The organism is Burkholderia sp. KJ006, from assembly GCF_000262695.1.
Lineage (GTDB): Bacteria > Pseudomonadota > Gammaproteobacteria > Burkholderiales > Burkholderiaceae > Burkholderia > Burkholderia vietnamiensis.
In genome coordinates this window covers 853829-867400 of the sequence record NC_017920.1, presented here as the reverse complement: position 1 = coordinate 867400, position 13572 = coordinate 853829, and the positions used below count along the sequence as shown (strand labels likewise).

Annotated in this window: 14 protein-coding genes; 11 read left to right on the top strand and 3 right to left on the bottom strand. The window is 69.7% G+C overall.

What is annotated here, in order from left to right:
• Positions 1 to 141: 141 nt before the first annotated feature.
• The 11 genes from urtB to ureG all read left to right on the top strand — a co-directional run bounded on the left by urtB (position 142) and on the right by ureG (position 10042).
• Positions 142 to 1770 (top strand): urea ABC transporter permease subunit UrtB, encoded by a 1629-nt coding sequence (gene urtB, locus MYA_RS03905; protein WP_014722588.1) that lies wholly within the window; start codon positions 142 to 144, stop codon positions 1768 to 1770.
• 1 nt (position 1771) lies between these two features.
• Positions 1772 to 2962 carry an urea ABC transporter permease subunit UrtC gene (gene urtC / locus MYA_RS03900; protein WP_011883589.1) on the top strand — a complete coding sequence of 397 codons (1191 nt, stop codon included), beginning with the start codon at positions 1772 to 1774 and terminating at the stop codon, positions 2960 to 2962.
• A complete protein-coding gene (gene urtD, locus MYA_RS03895) occupies positions 2959 to 3816 on the top strand; it encodes an urea ABC transporter ATP-binding protein UrtD (RefSeq protein WP_011883587.1) in 858 nt (285 codons plus the stop codon). The genes urtC and urtD overlap by 4 nt, the downstream gene beginning before the upstream one ends.
• Positions 3817 to 3820: 4 nt before the next feature.
• The gene (gene urtE / locus MYA_RS03890) at positions 3821 to 4513 is read left to right on the top strand and encodes an urea ABC transporter ATP-binding subunit UrtE (RefSeq protein ID WP_014722587.1); all 693 of its coding nucleotides are present in this window, start codon (positions 3821 to 3823) and stop codon (positions 4511 to 4513) included.
• 106 nt (positions 4514 to 4619) lie between these two features.
• Positions 4620 to 5495: an urease accessory protein UreD gene (locus MYA_RS03885; RefSeq protein ID WP_034194092.1), complete on the top strand. Its 876-nt coding sequence runs from the start codon at positions 4620 to 4622 to the stop codon at positions 5493 to 5495.
• Between the two features lie 232 nt (positions 5496 to 5727).
• Positions 5728 to 6030 (top strand): urease subunit gamma, encoded by a 303-nt coding sequence (gene ureA / locus MYA_RS03880; RefSeq protein WP_006406310.1) that lies wholly within the window; start codon positions 5728 to 5730, stop codon positions 6028 to 6030.
• A gap of 14 nt (positions 6031 to 6044) precedes the next feature.
• Positions 6045 to 6350 (top strand): urease subunit beta, encoded by a 306-nt coding sequence (locus MYA_RS03875; protein ID WP_011883582.1) that lies wholly within the window; start codon positions 6045 to 6047, stop codon positions 6348 to 6350.
• Positions 6351 to 6378: 28 nt separating this feature from the next.
• Positions 6379 to 8085, top strand: coding sequence for an urease subunit alpha (gene ureC, locus MYA_RS03870; protein ID WP_014722585.1), 1707 nt, complete (start codon positions 6379 to 6381; stop codon positions 8083 to 8085).
• A 17-nt stretch (positions 8086 to 8102) separates the two neighbouring features.
• On the top strand, positions 8103 to 8711 hold the full coding sequence (ureE, locus tag MYA_RS03865; protein WP_014722584.1) for an urease accessory protein UreE: 609 nt from the start codon (positions 8103 to 8105) through the stop codon (positions 8709 to 8711).
• On the top strand, positions 8698 to 9378 hold the full coding sequence (locus MYA_RS03860) for an urease accessory protein UreF (protein ID WP_011883576.1): 681 nt from the start codon (positions 8698 to 8700) through the stop codon (positions 9376 to 9378). Before ureE ends, MYA_RS03860 begins: the two co-directional genes overlap by 14 nt.
• 16 nt (positions 9379 to 9394) lie before the next feature.
• Positions 9395 to 10042 (top strand): urease accessory protein UreG, encoded by a 648-nt coding sequence (gene ureG, locus MYA_RS03855; protein ID WP_014722583.1) that lies wholly within the window; start codon positions 9395 to 9397, stop codon positions 10040 to 10042.
• 63 nt (positions 10043 to 10105) lie between these two features.
• On the opposite strand, the gene waaA is transcribed toward ureG, so the two are convergent.
• The 3 genes from waaA to waaC are packed head-to-tail and all read right to left on the bottom strand — an operon-like array spanning position 10106 to position 13530.
• Positions 10106 to 11458: a lipid IV(A) 3-deoxy-D-manno-octulosonic acid transferase gene (waaA, locus tag MYA_RS03850; RefSeq protein ID WP_014722582.1), complete on the bottom strand. Its 1353-nt coding sequence runs from the start codon at positions 11456 to 11458 to the stop codon at positions 10106 to 10108.
• A 37-nt stretch (positions 11459 to 11495) separates the two neighbouring features.
• Entirely contained in the window at positions 11496 to 12380 is an 885-nt protein-coding gene (locus MYA_RS03845; RefSeq protein ID WP_011883563.1) for a Kdo hydroxylase family protein, read from the bottom strand.
• Between the two features lie 52 nt (positions 12381 to 12432).
• A complete protein-coding gene (waaC, locus tag MYA_RS03840) occupies positions 12433 to 13530 on the bottom strand; it encodes a lipopolysaccharide heptosyltransferase I (protein ID WP_011883561.1) in 1098 nt (365 codons plus the stop codon).
• Positions 13531 to 13572: the final 42 nt, after the last annotated feature.

The window sequence follows — 13572 nt, the reverse complement described above, 5'->3', positions numbered from 1 at the left end:
GTCGCACACGTCGCGCACGTTGCACGCGGCGCTCCGGTCGCATCCGCGCGCGGTGTGCAGCTTCACGCGTGCGGCGCCGCGCCGCACGCAGCCGCGCGGCGGCCCCCGCGTGCGCTTTCCCCAGCCCGACAGGAATCCCCGATGCCTACACGCTTTCGCCGCGCGGCCGTCGCGCTCGTCGCGCTCGTCGCTGGCGCGATGCTCGCGCTCGCACTGCCGCGCGCCGCATTCGCCCTGACGGCCGCCGATACCGCCGCGCTCGCCGGCGACGACTTCGACGCGAAGACGGCCGCAGTCGAGCGCCTTGCCACCGACGCCGATCCGCGCGCCGCCGCGCTGCTCGATGCGCTGTCGACCGGCGACGCGCTCGCGACCGCCGACGGCCGCCTGCTGATCCAGACCGGCGACACCGCGCACGATGCGCTCACGCAGGCCGCGACGCCGGCCGGCGACGCGCAGCAGGTGATGCTGAACAATCTGCTGCGCACGAAGATCGCCGGCGCGCGCTCGGGCCTCGCACTCGCGTCGCCCGATGTCGCGACGCGTCGCGACGCGATCGACGCGCTGCTGAAGTCGCCCGACCCTGCGCTCAAGCCGATGATCGACCGCGCACGCGCAAAGGAAACCCATCCGGTGCTGAAGCGCCGCCTCGACGCGCTGTGGGCGATCGCCGCGCTGCACGACGCCGATGCGGCCAAGCGTCTCGAAGCCGTGCAGGTGGTGGCCACGCGCCAGGATCTCGACATGATCGAGCAGCTGCGCCCGCTCGTCGCGAAGAACGCGGACGGCAGCTACGCCGAGCCCGATGCACGCGTGCGCGAAGCCGCGCAGCAAGGGCTCGACGCCCTGCACGCGCTGCAGCGTCGCGGCGAAATCGTGGGCACGGTGTTCGCGGGCCTGTCGCTCGGCAGCGTGCTGCTGCTCGCCGCGCTCGGCCTCGCGATCACGTACGGGCTGATCGGCGTGATCAACATGGCGCACGGCGAATTCCTGATGATCGGTGCGTACGCAACCTATGTCGTGCAGACGCTGATCCAGCGCTACGCGCCGGCCGCATTCGACTGGTATCCGCTCGTCGCGGTGCCGGTATCGTTCGCGGCGGCCGCGCTCGTGGGCATCGTGCTCGAACGGCTCGTGCTGCGGCATCTGTACGGCCGCCCGCTCGAGACGCTGCTCGCGACCTTCGGCGTGAGCCTGATCCTGATCCAGGCGACCCGCATGCTGTTCGGCGCACAGAACGTGCAGGTGGTGAACCCGTCGTGGATGAGCGGCGGCGTGTCGGTGATGCAGAACCTGATCCTGCCTTACAACCGGCTCGTGATCCTCGCGTTCGCGCTCGCGGTCGTGTTCGTCGCGTGGGCCGTACTGACGAAGACGCGGCTCGGGCTGTTCGTGCGCGCCGTCACGCAGAACCGGCGGATGGCCGCATGCGTCGGCGTGAAGACCGCGCGCGTCGATGCGTATGCGTTCGCGTTCGGCGCGGGCATCGCGGGCCTCGGCGGCTGCGCGCTGTCGCAGATCGGCAACGTGGGCCCTGACCTCGGGCAGAACTACATCATCGATTCGTTCATGGCGGTCGTGCTCGGCGGCGTGGGCCAGATCGCCGGCACCGTGCTCGGCGGCTTCGGGCTCGGCCTCGTCAGCAAGGCGATCGAGCCGTTCTGGGGCGCCGTGCTCGCGAAGATCGCGGTGCTCGTGATGATCGTGCTGTTCATCCAGAAACGCCCGCAGGGGATGTTCGCCCCGAAGGGACGCAGCGCGGAGGCCTGACATGACTTCAATCACCGATTCCCTGTCGAACCCGGTCGCGGGCGCGCCGCAGCCCGCAGCGGCCGCCGCGCGCGGCGACGCCGGCTTCGCGCTCGGCCTGCCGCCGCGTCCGGCGCTGCTGTCGCGCCGCGCGTGGCTCGCGCTGATCGCGCTGTGCGTCGCGATCGGCATCGGCGTGCCGCTCGCCGCGCTGGTCGCGCCCGAGGCGAGCGCGTTCCATCTGTCCGCATACACGATGACGCTCGCCGGCAAGCTGATGTGCTACGCGATCGCCGCGCTCGCGCTCGATCTGGTGTGGGGCTACTGCGGCATCCTGAGCCTCGGCCACGGGCTGTTCTTCGCGCTCGGCGGCTACGCGATCGGCATGTACCTGATGCGCGAGATCGGCCGCGACGGCAAGTACGGCAGCGACCTGCCCGACTTCATGGTGTTCCTCGACTGGCACCAGTTGCCGTGGTACTGGAGCGGCACGCAGCATCTCGCATGGGCGCTCGCGCTGGTCGTGCTCGTGCCCGCCGTGCTGGCCTGGGTGTTCGGCTTCTTCACGTTCCGTTCGCGCGTGAAGGGCGTGTACCTGTCGATCATCACGCAGGCGCTGACGTTCGCCGCGATGCTGCTGTTCTTTCGCAACGAGACGGGCTTCGGCGGCAACAACGGCTTCACCGACTTCAAGCGCATCGCCGGCTTCCCGATCACGTCGCCCGGCACCCGCACCGTGTTGCTGCTGCTCAGCTTCGCGACGCTCGTGCTCGCGTTCATCGCGGCGCGCGCGATCGTGTCGAGCAAGCTCGGGCGCGTGGTCACCGCCGTGCGCGACGGCGAGACGCGGCTGATGTTCCTCGGCTACAGCCCGCTCGCGTACAAGCTGTTCGTGTGGACGCTGTCGGCCGTGCTGTGCGCGATCGCCGGCGCGTTGTACGTGCCGCAGGTCGGCATCATCAACCCCGGCGAGATGTCGCCCGGCAACTCGATCGAAATGGCGATCTGGGTCGCGGTCGGCGGCCGCGGCACGCTGATCGGGCCGATCGTCGGCGCGTTCGCGGTCAACGGTGCGAAGAGCTTCTTCACCGCGTACTTCGCCGAATACTGGCTGTTCTTTCTCGGCCTGATCTTCGTGCTGGTGCCGCTGTTGCTGCCGCGCGGAATCATGGGCCTCGTCGACACGCTGCTCGCCAAGGGGAAGCGCGGATGAACGGCACAGCGCTCTACCAGTTCACGCCGCCAGCCGAAGACGAGCTGCTCGCGGTCAGCGGCACCGCGTCGATGGGCCGCGTGATGCCCGCCGGCATCGACACGTCGCACGGCACGATCCTGTATCTCGAGGACATCGAGGTGAGCTTCGACGGCTTTCGCGCGCTGAACAAGCTGTCGCTCGCGATCGACGCGGGCGAGCTGCGCTGCGTGATCGGCCCGAACGGCGCGGGCAAGACGACGATGATGGACGTCATCACCGGCAAGACGCGCCCCGATGCGGGCAAGGTGTTTCTCGGCCAGACCATCGACCTCGCGCGGATGAGCGAACCCGAGATCGCGCGCGCCGGAATCGGCCGCAAGTTTCAGAAGCCGACCGTGTTCGAGCAGCATCCGGTGTGGGAAAACCTCGAACTCGCGATGCAGACCGACAAGGGCTGGCTCGCGTCGCTGCGCGCGCGGCTCGACCGCGCGGCGCAGGCGAAGATCGAGGACACGCTCACGCTGATCGGCCTCGAAAGCGATGCGTATCGCGCGGCCGGCGAGCTGTCGCACGGCCAGAAGCAGCGGCTCGAGATCGGCATGCTGCTGATGCAGCGCCCGGCGCTGCTGCTGCTCGACGAGCCGGCGGCCGGGATGACCGACCACGAGACGATGGAGCTCGCGAAGCTGCTGAACACGCTGCGCGGCACCTGCTCGATGATGGTCGTCGAGCACGACATGGAGTTCGTCGCCGCGCTCGCGGGCGACACGGGCCGCGTGACGGTGATGGCCGAAGGCGCGGTGCTCGCGGAAGGCACGCTCGACCAGGTCAAGCGCGACGACGCGGTGATCGAGTCATACCTCGGACGATGATGCGATGCTCAAGATCGATGCACTGAACCAGTATTACGGCGGCAGCCATATCCTGCGCAACGTGAACCTGAGCGCCGACGACGGCAAGCTGACCGTGCTGCTCGGCCGCAACGGCGTGGGCAAGAGCACGCTGCTGCGCTGCCTGATGGGGGTCGTCGCGGCGAAGAGCGGCAGCGTGTCGTGGCGCGGCACCGCGCTCGGCACGCTGCCGCCGTATGCGCGCGTCGCGGCCGGGCTCGCGTACGTGCCGCAGGGCCGCGACATCTTTCCGCGGCTGACCGTCGAGGAAAACCTGCTGGTCGGCGCGGCGAGCCGCAAGGCGCCGTCGAAGGTGCCCGACCGGATCTACGAACTGTTCCCGGTGCTGAAGGACATGCGCGCGCGACGCGGCGGCGACCTTTCCGGCGGCCAGCAGCAGCAGCTGGCGATCGGCCGCGCGCTGATGAGCGAACCGCAGTTGCTGATCCTCGACGAGCCGACCGAAGGGATCCAGCCGTCGATCATCCAGGACATCGGGCGCACGCTGCGTCAGCTCGTCGACGAATCGAAGATGACCGTGCTGCTGGTCGAGCAGTATTACGATTTCGCGCGCTCGATCGCCGATCGCTACTGGGTGATGAGCCGCGGCGAGATCGTCGCGGGCGGCGAGGCACGGGATATGGAGGCGAACGGCGTGCGCGAGTTGATCGCGGTGTAATGGCAACGGCAGGCGACGGCGGGCGGCAACCGACAACCCGCGCCGCCCAAGCGCATATTGTTGCGTTAGCATCGTCGTTTCGTCCGCCTGTCCCAGCTTCCCGCCGATGTCCGCCGCCGATTCCCACGCTTCCCTGTCCCGCCCCGCCGCCGCCAAGTCATGGCGCGGCCGCCTCGAACTCGGCTTCGAGCGGCACGGCATGCGCACGACGCTCGTGCACCGGCTGCATGAAGGGCCGCTGCGCGTGCAGCGGCCGCTGTACCCGGAAGGCGACGGCGTCTGCCATGCGGTGATCGTTCACCCGCCGGGCGGGGTCGCGGGCGGCGACCGCCTCGACCTCGACATCGCGCTCGGCGACGGCACCCATGCGGTGCTGACGACGCCCGGCGCAACCAAGTGGTACAAGTCGAACGGGCTCGACGCGACGCAGCGCATCGACATCAAGGTCGGCGCGCACGCGAAGCTCGACTGGCTGCCGCAGAACAACCTGTTCTTCGATGCCGCGCATGCCGCGCTCGACTTCACGCTGTCGCTGGGCGCGCACGCGAGCGCGATCGGCTGGGACGCGACGCAGCTCGGCCGGCAGGCGGCCGGCGAAACGTGGTCGGCCGGCCGCATCGCGTCGCACGCGACGCTCGTCGATGCCGACGGCCGGCCGCTCTGGACCGAACGCGCGCTGCTCGACGCGCACGATCCGCTGCGCGGCGCGTTGCAGGGCCTCGCCGGCTTCCCCGTGTACGGCACGCTGTGGGCGGCCGGCGCCGCATGCGACGCCGCGCTGGCCGAGTCGCTCGCCGCACGCATGCCGTTCGACGACACGCTGCGCGCCGGCGCGACCTGCGTGACGCCGGGCGTCGTGCTGGTGCGCACGCTCGCCACGTCGATGGAGGCGTTGCAACGCCATTTCACTGACTGCTGGCTCGCGCTGCGCCCGATTGTGCATCGCGTCGACGCACGTCCGCTGCGCCTCTGGCAAACCTGAGCGCACGCACCAATCCGACGCAACGCCCCATCTGACGCGCCCCCGTTTCATGCATCGCGCACCACGAGCGCGCATCGATGCATCGCCGGCGGGCTCGCGGCATGGCACGCACCTTGCTGATTACATAAGCAATACATGCCACCCGGAAAACGGCGCGGTGCTACGATGAGCCGCGAGCATGCCGGCCTCCCGTGCATCGACAACAATTACGTTTTCCTGAACGACTGCCTTCATGAAACTGACTCCCCGAGAGAAGGACAAGCTGCTGATCTTCACGGCAGCGCTGTTGGCCGAGCGCCGCCGCGCGCGCGGGCTGAAGCTGAACTATCCGGAAGCGGTCGCGTTCATCACCGCCGCGCTGATGGAAGCCGCGCGCGACGGCAAGACCGTCGCCGAGGTGATGCACTACGGCACGACGCTGCTCACGCGCGACGACGTGATGGACGGCGTTCCCGAGATGATCCCCGACATCCAGGTCGAAGCGACCTTCCCCGACGGCACCAAGCTCGTCACCGTCCACCATCCGATTCCGTGATCGAGGTAGCACGCATGATCCCCGGCGAAATCCTCACCGACGACGGCGAGCACGAACTGAACGCCGGCCGCGCGACGCGCTCGCTCGTCGTCGCGAACACCGGCGACCGGCCGGTGCAGGTCGGCTCGCATTACCACTTCTTCGAAGTCAACGACGCGCTGTCGTTCGATCGCGCGGCCGCGCGCGGTTTCCGGCTGAACATCGCGGCCGGCACGGCCGTGCGCTTCGAGCCGGGCCAGACGCGCACCGTCGAGCTCGTCGAGCTGGCCGGCGACCGCGCCGTCTACGGTTTTCAGGGCAAGGTGATGGGGCCGCTGTAAGCCGCGCCCCGCTCTTCAGGAACAGCACATGACACTACGCTTGAGCCGCCGCGCGTACGCGGAAATGTTCGGGCCGACGACGGGCGACCGCGTGCGGCTCGCCGACACCGAACTGCTGATCGAGATCGAGCGCGACTACACGATCTACGGCGAGGAAGTGAAATTCGGCGGCGGGAAGGTGATCCGCGACGGGATGGGCCAGTCGCAGCGCGTGGCCGCCGACGTACCCGACACCATCATCACCAACGCGGTGATCCTCGACCACTGGGGCATCGTGAAGGCCGACATCGCGATCAAGCACGGCCGCATCGCCGCGATCGGCAAGGCCGGCAACCCGGACATCCAGCCCGGCGTGACGATCGCGATCGGCGCGGCCACCGAGGTGATCGCCGGCGAAGGACTGATCGTCACCGCGGGCGGCATCGATACGCACATCCACTTCATCAGCCCGCAGCAGATCGACGAGGCGCTCGCATCGGGCGTCACGACGATGCTCGGCGGCGGCACGGGGCCGGCCACCGGCACCAACGCGACCACCTGCACGCCGGGCCCGTGGCACATGGAGCGGATGCTGCAGGCGGCCGACGGCTGGCCGATCAACCTCGGCTTCCTCGGCAAGGGCAACGTGAGCGTGCCGCAGCCGCTCGTCGAGCAGATCGCGGCCGGCGCGATCGGCCTGAAGCTGCACGAGGACTGGGGCACGACGCCCGCCGCGATCGACAACTGCCTGTCGGTCGCCGACGACACCGACACGCAGGTCGCGATCCACACCGACACGCTGAACGAAGGCGGCTTCGTCGAATCGACGGTCGCCGCGTTCAAGGGCCGCACGATCCACACGTACCACACCGAAGGCGCGGGCGGCGGCCATGCGCCGGACATCCTGAAGGTGTGCGGCGAATCGAACGTGCTGCCGTCGTCGACGAATCCGACGCGCCCGTACACGATCAACACGCTCGACGAGCATCTCGACATGCTGATGGTGTGCCACCACCTCGACCCGTCGATCGCGGAAGACCTCGCGTTCGCCGAATCGCGGATCCGCCGCGAGACGATCGCGGCCGAGGACATCCTGCACGACCTCGGCGCGCTGTCGATGCTGTCGTCCGATTCGCAGGCGATGGGCCGCGTCGGCGAGGTGATCATCCGCACCTGGCAGACCGCGCACAAGATGAAGGTGCAGCGCGGTGCGCTGCCCGAGGACAACGCGCGCAACGACAACTTCCGCGCGAAGCGCTACGTCGCGAAGTACACGATCAACCCGGCCATCACGCACGGGATCGCGCACGAAGTCGGCTCGATCGAGCCCGGCAAGTGGGCCGACCTCGTGCTGTGGGAGCCGGCATTCTTCGGCATCAAGCCGTCGATGATCCTGAAGGGCGGGATGATCGCGATGGCGCAGATGGGCGATCCGAACGCGTCGATCCCGACGCCGCAGCCGGTCCATTACCGCGAGATGTTCGCCACGCGCGGCGGTGCGCTCGCGCGCACGTCGCTGACCTTCGTGTCGCAGATGGCCGCCGACGCGGGCATCGCCGAGCGCTACGGGCTCGCGAAGCGGATCGTGCCGGTGCGCAACTGCCGCAACGTGACGAAGGCCGACATGATCCACAACGCGTGGCGGCCGTCGATCAGCGTCGATCCCGAAACCTACGACGTGATCGCCGACGGCCAGCTGCTCACCTGCGAGCCCGCGACGGTGCTGCCGATGGCGCAGCGCTATTTCCTGTTCTGATTGCCGGTCTTCGTTTCATGCGCACGCTCGACAAACGCATCGCCCCCAACGTGAAGCTCGCCGCGTCGCTCGTCGCGCGCGCGCCGACCCTCACGCTCGCCTTTGACGCCCGTTGCAAGAGCCGCGTCGCGGCCACGCTCGATACCGGCGAGGACGTCGCCGTCTTGCTGCCGCGCGGCACCGTGCTGCGCGACGGCGACGTGCTGGTCGCCGACGACGGCGCGCTGGTGCGCATCGTCGCGGCGCCCGAAACGGTGCTGCTCGTGCGTGCGCACGATCCGCTCACGCTGATGCGCGCCGCGTATCACCTCGGCAACCGGCACACGCCGGTCGAGATCGGCGACGGCTACCTGAAGCTCGAAGCCGATCCGGTGCTCGCGGACATGCTGCGCCGGCTCGGCACGCAGGTCGACGAAACGCAGGCGCCGTTCCAGCCGGAAGCCGGCGCCTACGGCGGCGGCCACAAGCATGGCCACGATGCGACGTTCGCCGAGGATTACGCGCTCGCGCAGCAGGTGTTCGGCGAACACCACGGGCACGCGCATCCGCATCCGCACGATCACGACCACGATCACCAACACGGCCCGGGCTGCGCGCACGGCCACCACGGCCATGACCACCACTGAGCTCGTCGCGCTGCTGCATCTCGCGTCGCCCGCGCTGCCGATCGGCGCATTCAGCTATTCGCAGGGCTTCGAGGCCGCGCTCGACGCGAACCTGATCCGCGACGCCGACACCGCGCGCGACTGGATCGCGAGTGGGCTGACCGACGTGCTCGCGCACGGCGAACTGCCGTTCCTCGCGCACCAGCTCGCGCGCTGGCACGCGCACGACGCCGACGCACTGGCGCGCGAGAACGCGTGGTTCGTCGCGAGCCGCGAGTCGGCGGAATTGCGCCGCGAAACCGAGCAGATGGGCTGGTCGCTCGCGCAGCTTTGCGCCTCGCTCGAATGGGGCGATGCCGCGCGCCGCGCGACGCTCGCCGCGCTGAAGCCCATCGCGCTGCCCACCGCGTTCGCCTACGCGGCCGCCGCGCACGACGCCGGCGCCGACGCGACGCTCGCCGCATACGCGTTCGGCTGGGTCGAGAACCAGACCTCGGCCGCGCTGAAAGCGGTGCCGCTCGGCCAGCTTGCCGGCCAGCGCATCATCGTCGCGCTGCGCGGCGCGATCGACGCGGCCGTGAAGCGCGCGCTCGCGACGCCGCCCGACGCCGTCAACACGTTCGCGCCGCAGCTGGGCATCCTGTCCGCACGGCACGAAACCCAGTATTCGCGGTTGTTCCGCTCCTGAACCTGCTCCACACACCATGAACGCACCTGCTTCCTCGTCCGCCCGCCGCACCAAGAAACTGCCGCCGCTGCGCGTCGGCATCGGCGGCCCGGTCGGCTCCGGCAAGACCACGCTGCTCGAAATGCTGTGCAAGGCGATGCGCGACACCTACGACCTCGTCGCGATCACCAACGACATCTACACGAAGGAAGACCAGCGCCTGCTGACGGTCGCGGGCGCCCTGCCCGAGGAACGCATCATGGGCGTCGAGACGGGCGGCTGCCCGCACACGGCGATCCGCGAGGATGCGTCGATCAACCTCGAAGCCGTCGATCGCATGCTGTCGCGCTTCCCCGATGCTGACATCGTGTTCATCGAGTCGGGCGGCGACAATCTCGCGGCGACGTTCAGCCCCGAGCTGTCGGACCTGACGATCTACGTGATCGACGTCGCCGGCGGGGAGAAGATTCCGCGCAAGGGCGGCCCGGGCATCACGAAGTCCGACCTGCTGGTGATCAACAAGACCGACCTCGCGCCGCTCGTCGGTGCGAACCTCGACGTGATGGCGTCCGACACGAAGAAGATGCGCGGCGAGCGCCCTTACGTGATGACGAACCTGAAGGCGCTCAACGGCGTCGCCGACGTCATCGCGTTCATCGAAAAGAAGGGATTGCTGACGGTCTGAGCCGCCGCGCGGCAGCGGCCCGCTGCCGCCACGCCGGCCCGCGGGCGGCACGGCGGCGCGCGGTCAGTCGTCGTCGGAGACTTGCTGCGCCGTGCGCGCGCCGCGCTCGACGGCCGGCAGCAGCGCCGCGAGCACGTCGACCGAGCGCGCGGTCGCGCCGCGATGGCGCGCCGCGAACGCCGAGCCGGCCGCGCCCATCGCGATGCGCCGCGCGTGGTCCGCGAACAGCGCGTCGAGCACGTGCGCGAGATCGAGCGGATCGGCGACCTGCAGCGCGGCGCCGGCCGCGACCGCATCGGCGGTCGCCTGCGTGAAGTTGAACACGTGCGGGCCGATCAGCACCGGCACGCCGACCGCACACGCCTCGATCAGATTCTGGCCGCCGAGCGGCAGCAGGCTGCCGCCGATGAACGCGATGTCGGCGGCCGCGTAGTACGCGCCCAGCTCGCCCATCGAATCGCCGAGCAGGACCGTCACGTCGGACGGCAACGGCTCCGCCGCGGCGGGCCGGCCCGCTGCGAGCGCCGCGGCATTCGCACCCCACACCGAACGCCGCACGCACTTCAGGCCCTGACGCGCGACCAGCGCCTCGACCTCGGCGAAGCGCTGCGGATGGCGCGGCACCAGAATCAGCAGCGCGCCGGGCGTACGCATCGCGGCGAACGCCTGCAGCACCAGCGCCTCCTCGTTCTCGCGCGTGCTCGCAGCGACCCACACGGGCCGCGTGCCGATCGCATCGCGCCATGCATGGCCGCGCGCGGCCAGCTCCGGCGGCGTCGTCATGTCGAACTTCAGGTTGCCGAGCACGGCCACGTTGCGCGCACCGAGCGACGTCAGCCGCTCCGCGTCGGCCGGGCTCTGCGCGAGCACGCGCGAGAAGCCGCCGAACACGTCGCGCGTCGCGTTGCCGAATTTCGCCGCGCGCCGGTGCGACCGCGCGGACATCCGCGCATTGGTCAGCACGAGCGGCACGTCGGCGCGGCGGCATTCGTCGATCAGCGTCGGCCACACCTCGGTTTCCATCACGAGGCCCAGCGTCGGCCGCCATGCATGCAGAAAGCGGCGCACCGCGCCCGGCATGTCGTACGGCAGATAGCAGCGCAGCACGCGCTCGCCGAACAGCTGCTCGCCGGTCGCGCGGCCGCTCGGCGTCATGTGCGTGAGCAGGATGCGCGCGTCGGGGCGCGCACGCATCAGCGCATCGATCAGCGGCTGCGCCGCGCGCGTCTCGCCCACCGACACCGCATGCACCCAGATCAGCGGCGCACGGTCGTCGGGCGAGCGGCCGGCGACGTAGCCGAAGCGCTCGCCGATATGCTCGCGATAGCCGCGCTCCTTGCGCGAACGCACATAGAGGCGGATCACCGCGACCGGCGCGACGAGCCACCACAGCGCGCGATAGATCGCCCTCAGCATGAACGGGCTCCGTCGCCGGCGGCGATGCGGCGCGCGCTCAAACCAGCGTCCTGCCGGTCAGGCGCTCGAGAATGCCGAGCGGTGCGCATTCGCGGCGCACCATCGCGTCGACCGGCAGGAAGAACGTCTGCTCGAGCATGAACTGGCCGGACATCACAGCGTGAGAAGCCTGATCGGAGAAACATATCCACACGCTGCCCGGCGGAAACGGGATCGTCTGCTGCGAGCAGGTTTTCTGGTAGTCGAGATCGGCCTTCATGCTGTCGTGCAGGTTCAGCATCAGGTGGTCGTAGGCGCTGCGCGGCGACTTCGTCACGTGCAGCAGGTTCAGCAGCCACGCCGAGCCCGGCAGCTGCGGGCGGATCTTCGGCAGGAAGCGCTTCGCGACGGTCTCGAACGGCTCGCCGACGCGCCACACGCGCGGCTGCCCGGCCGGGTTCACGTTGGTGAACACGCGCAGGATGCGCTCGCCGTAGTTGGGCCGCGACGGGAACGCGTCGACGTGCAGCCGGCTGTCGTCCTTGCGCCACGACGTCTGGCGCGTCTCGACCTGCATCAGCCGCAGGCTCGTCGGCGCGACGCGCAACTTGCCGCGATATTCGGGAAAGAGCCCGTCGACCAGCGTGCCGGCCTGCTTCTGGAAGCGCGCGACCAGCGCGCGCACGGCCGACTGCGTGACGCTGTCGCCGAGCACGCCGGCGAGCGCGCCGCCGTTCGGCGCGAGGCTGATGTTCTTGCGCTTCGGATCGGCCAGCGCCGGATCGAGCAGCGCTTCCTCGCCGCCTTCGATCGCGAAGCGCAGATGCGGGAAATACAGCACCTTGCCCTCCTCGACCGCGGCCAGCAGCTGCTCGCGCGGCGTCGACAGGTTGTGTCCGCTCCAGTCGGCGGACGGGACTTCGATGATCTGGGATTCGCTCATGATCGGTTCGCGTGCGTGACAGGCAGGCAAGGCGGGGCAGGTATGGCGGGCATCACAGCAGACCGAAGCCCGCGAGCGCCGCCTTCACCTGTGAGATCGACGGCGGCTGCCCCGCCGTGCCGAGATTGACGACGTTCGGCGACCAGTAACCGCCGGTGCGCCACGCCGTCGCGAAATTGTACAGTTCGACCGTCGGGCGCTTCAGCGCTGCCGCGATGTGAACCAGACCTGTGTCAACCCCGACGGTCGCGGCCGCGCCGTCGATCAGCCCGACCACGGCCGGCAGCGACAGCCGCGGCGGCACGATCGCGGCCGCGCCGAACTCCTTCGCGAGCCGCTCGCTGGTCGCGCGCTCCGCGTCGTTGCCCCACGGCAGCACGAGCGACGCGCCGCGCCGCACCAGCGCCTGGCCGAGCTCGATCCACGCGGCGTCGGGCCATTGCTTGTCGGCGCGCGAGGTCGCGTGCACGAACACCACGTAGGGTACCGGCAGGTTCAGGCCGAGCGCGCCGACCGCAAGCGCCGCCGCGCGCGTATCGAGGCCGAAGTCGATCGGATCGGCAGGCGTCGGCGCCGGGTCGCCCAGCGCGGCCGCGACGAGCTGGCGCGAGCGCTCGACCACATGCGTGCGCGGCGCGATCGGCACGCGCTTGCGATAGAAGAAGCGCACCGGCCATTCGTAGCCGGCGCCGTCGGTGCGATTGCCGAGGCCGACGAGCGGGCCGCGCGCCCAGCTCGCGACCCACGCGGTCTTGATGAGCCCCTGGCAATCGATCACGAGATCGTACTGTTCGGCCGCGACGCGCTTGCGGAATGCGCCGATCTCGCGCCACGTCGCGCCCGAGAACGGCTTCCGGCGCCAGCGACGCAGCGAGAACGGCAGCACGTTGCGCACGCCGTCGACGAGCCGCACGAGGTCGACGAAGCTCTCCTCGACGAGCCAGTCGATCTGCGCATCGGGATGGCGACGCCGGATATCGGCGATCACCGGCATGTTGTGCACGACGTCGCCCAGCGACGACACGCGCACGATCAGGATCTTTTGCACGCTGAAAAAACGCCGGCGGATGGCCGGCGACAGGCATAAAGACGCGATTTTATCGCGCCGCGGCGCTCGCACAGACAAAAAGCGGCCGCATGCCGCTGGCATGCGCCGCTTTTGGGGGAAACGCGCGACGGCTCGTGCGACCGT

Excerpts from the sequence above, each read along its gene's own strand:
- urtB (WP_014722588.1), top strand. The coding sequence starts at position 142 with ATGCCTACACGCTTTCGCCGCGCGGCCGTCGCGCTCGTCGCGCTCGTC.
- urtC (WP_011883589.1), top strand. The coding sequence starts at position 1,772 with ATGACTTCAATCACCGATTCCCTGTCGAACCCGGTCGCGGGCGCGCCG.
- urtD (WP_011883587.1), top strand. The coding sequence starts at position 2,959 with ATGAACGGCACAGCGCTCTACCAGTTCACGCCGCCAGCCGAAGACGAG.
- urtE (WP_014722587.1), top strand. The coding sequence starts at position 3,821 with ATGCTCAAGATCGATGCACTGAACCAGTATTACGGCGGCAGCCATATC.
- MYA_RS03885 (WP_034194092.1), top strand. The coding sequence starts at position 4,620 with ATGTCCGCCGCCGATTCCCACGCTTCCCTGTCCCGCCCCGCCGCCGCC.
- ureA (WP_006406310.1), top strand. The coding sequence starts at position 5,728 with ATGAAACTGACTCCCCGAGAGAAGGACAAGCTGCTGATCTTCACGGCA.
- MYA_RS03875 (WP_011883582.1), top strand. The coding sequence starts at position 6,045 with ATGATCCCCGGCGAAATCCTCACCGACGACGGCGAGCACGAACTGAAC.
- ureC (WP_014722585.1), top strand. The coding sequence starts at position 6,379 with ATGACACTACGCTTGAGCCGCCGCGCGTACGCGGAAATGTTCGGGCCG.
- ureE (WP_014722584.1), top strand. The coding sequence starts at position 8,103 with ATGCGCACGCTCGACAAACGCATCGCCCCCAACGTGAAGCTCGCCGCG.
- MYA_RS03860 (WP_011883576.1), top strand. The coding sequence starts at position 8,698 with ATGACCACCACTGAGCTCGTCGCGCTGCTGCATCTCGCGTCGCCCGCG.
- ureG (WP_014722583.1), top strand. The coding sequence starts at position 9,395 with ATGAACGCACCTGCTTCCTCGTCCGCCCGCCGCACCAAGAAACTGCCG.
- waaA (WP_014722582.1), bottom strand. The coding sequence starts at position 11,458 with ATGCTGAGGGCGATCTATCGCGCGCTGTGGTGGCTCGTCGCGCCGGTC.
- MYA_RS03845 (WP_011883563.1), bottom strand. The coding sequence starts at position 12,380 with ATGAGCGAATCCCAGATCATCGAAGTCCCGTCCGCCGACTGGAGCGGA.
- waaC (WP_011883561.1), bottom strand. The coding sequence starts at position 13,530 with ATGCCAGCGGCATGCGGCCGCTTTTTGTCTGTGCGAGCGCCGCGGCGC.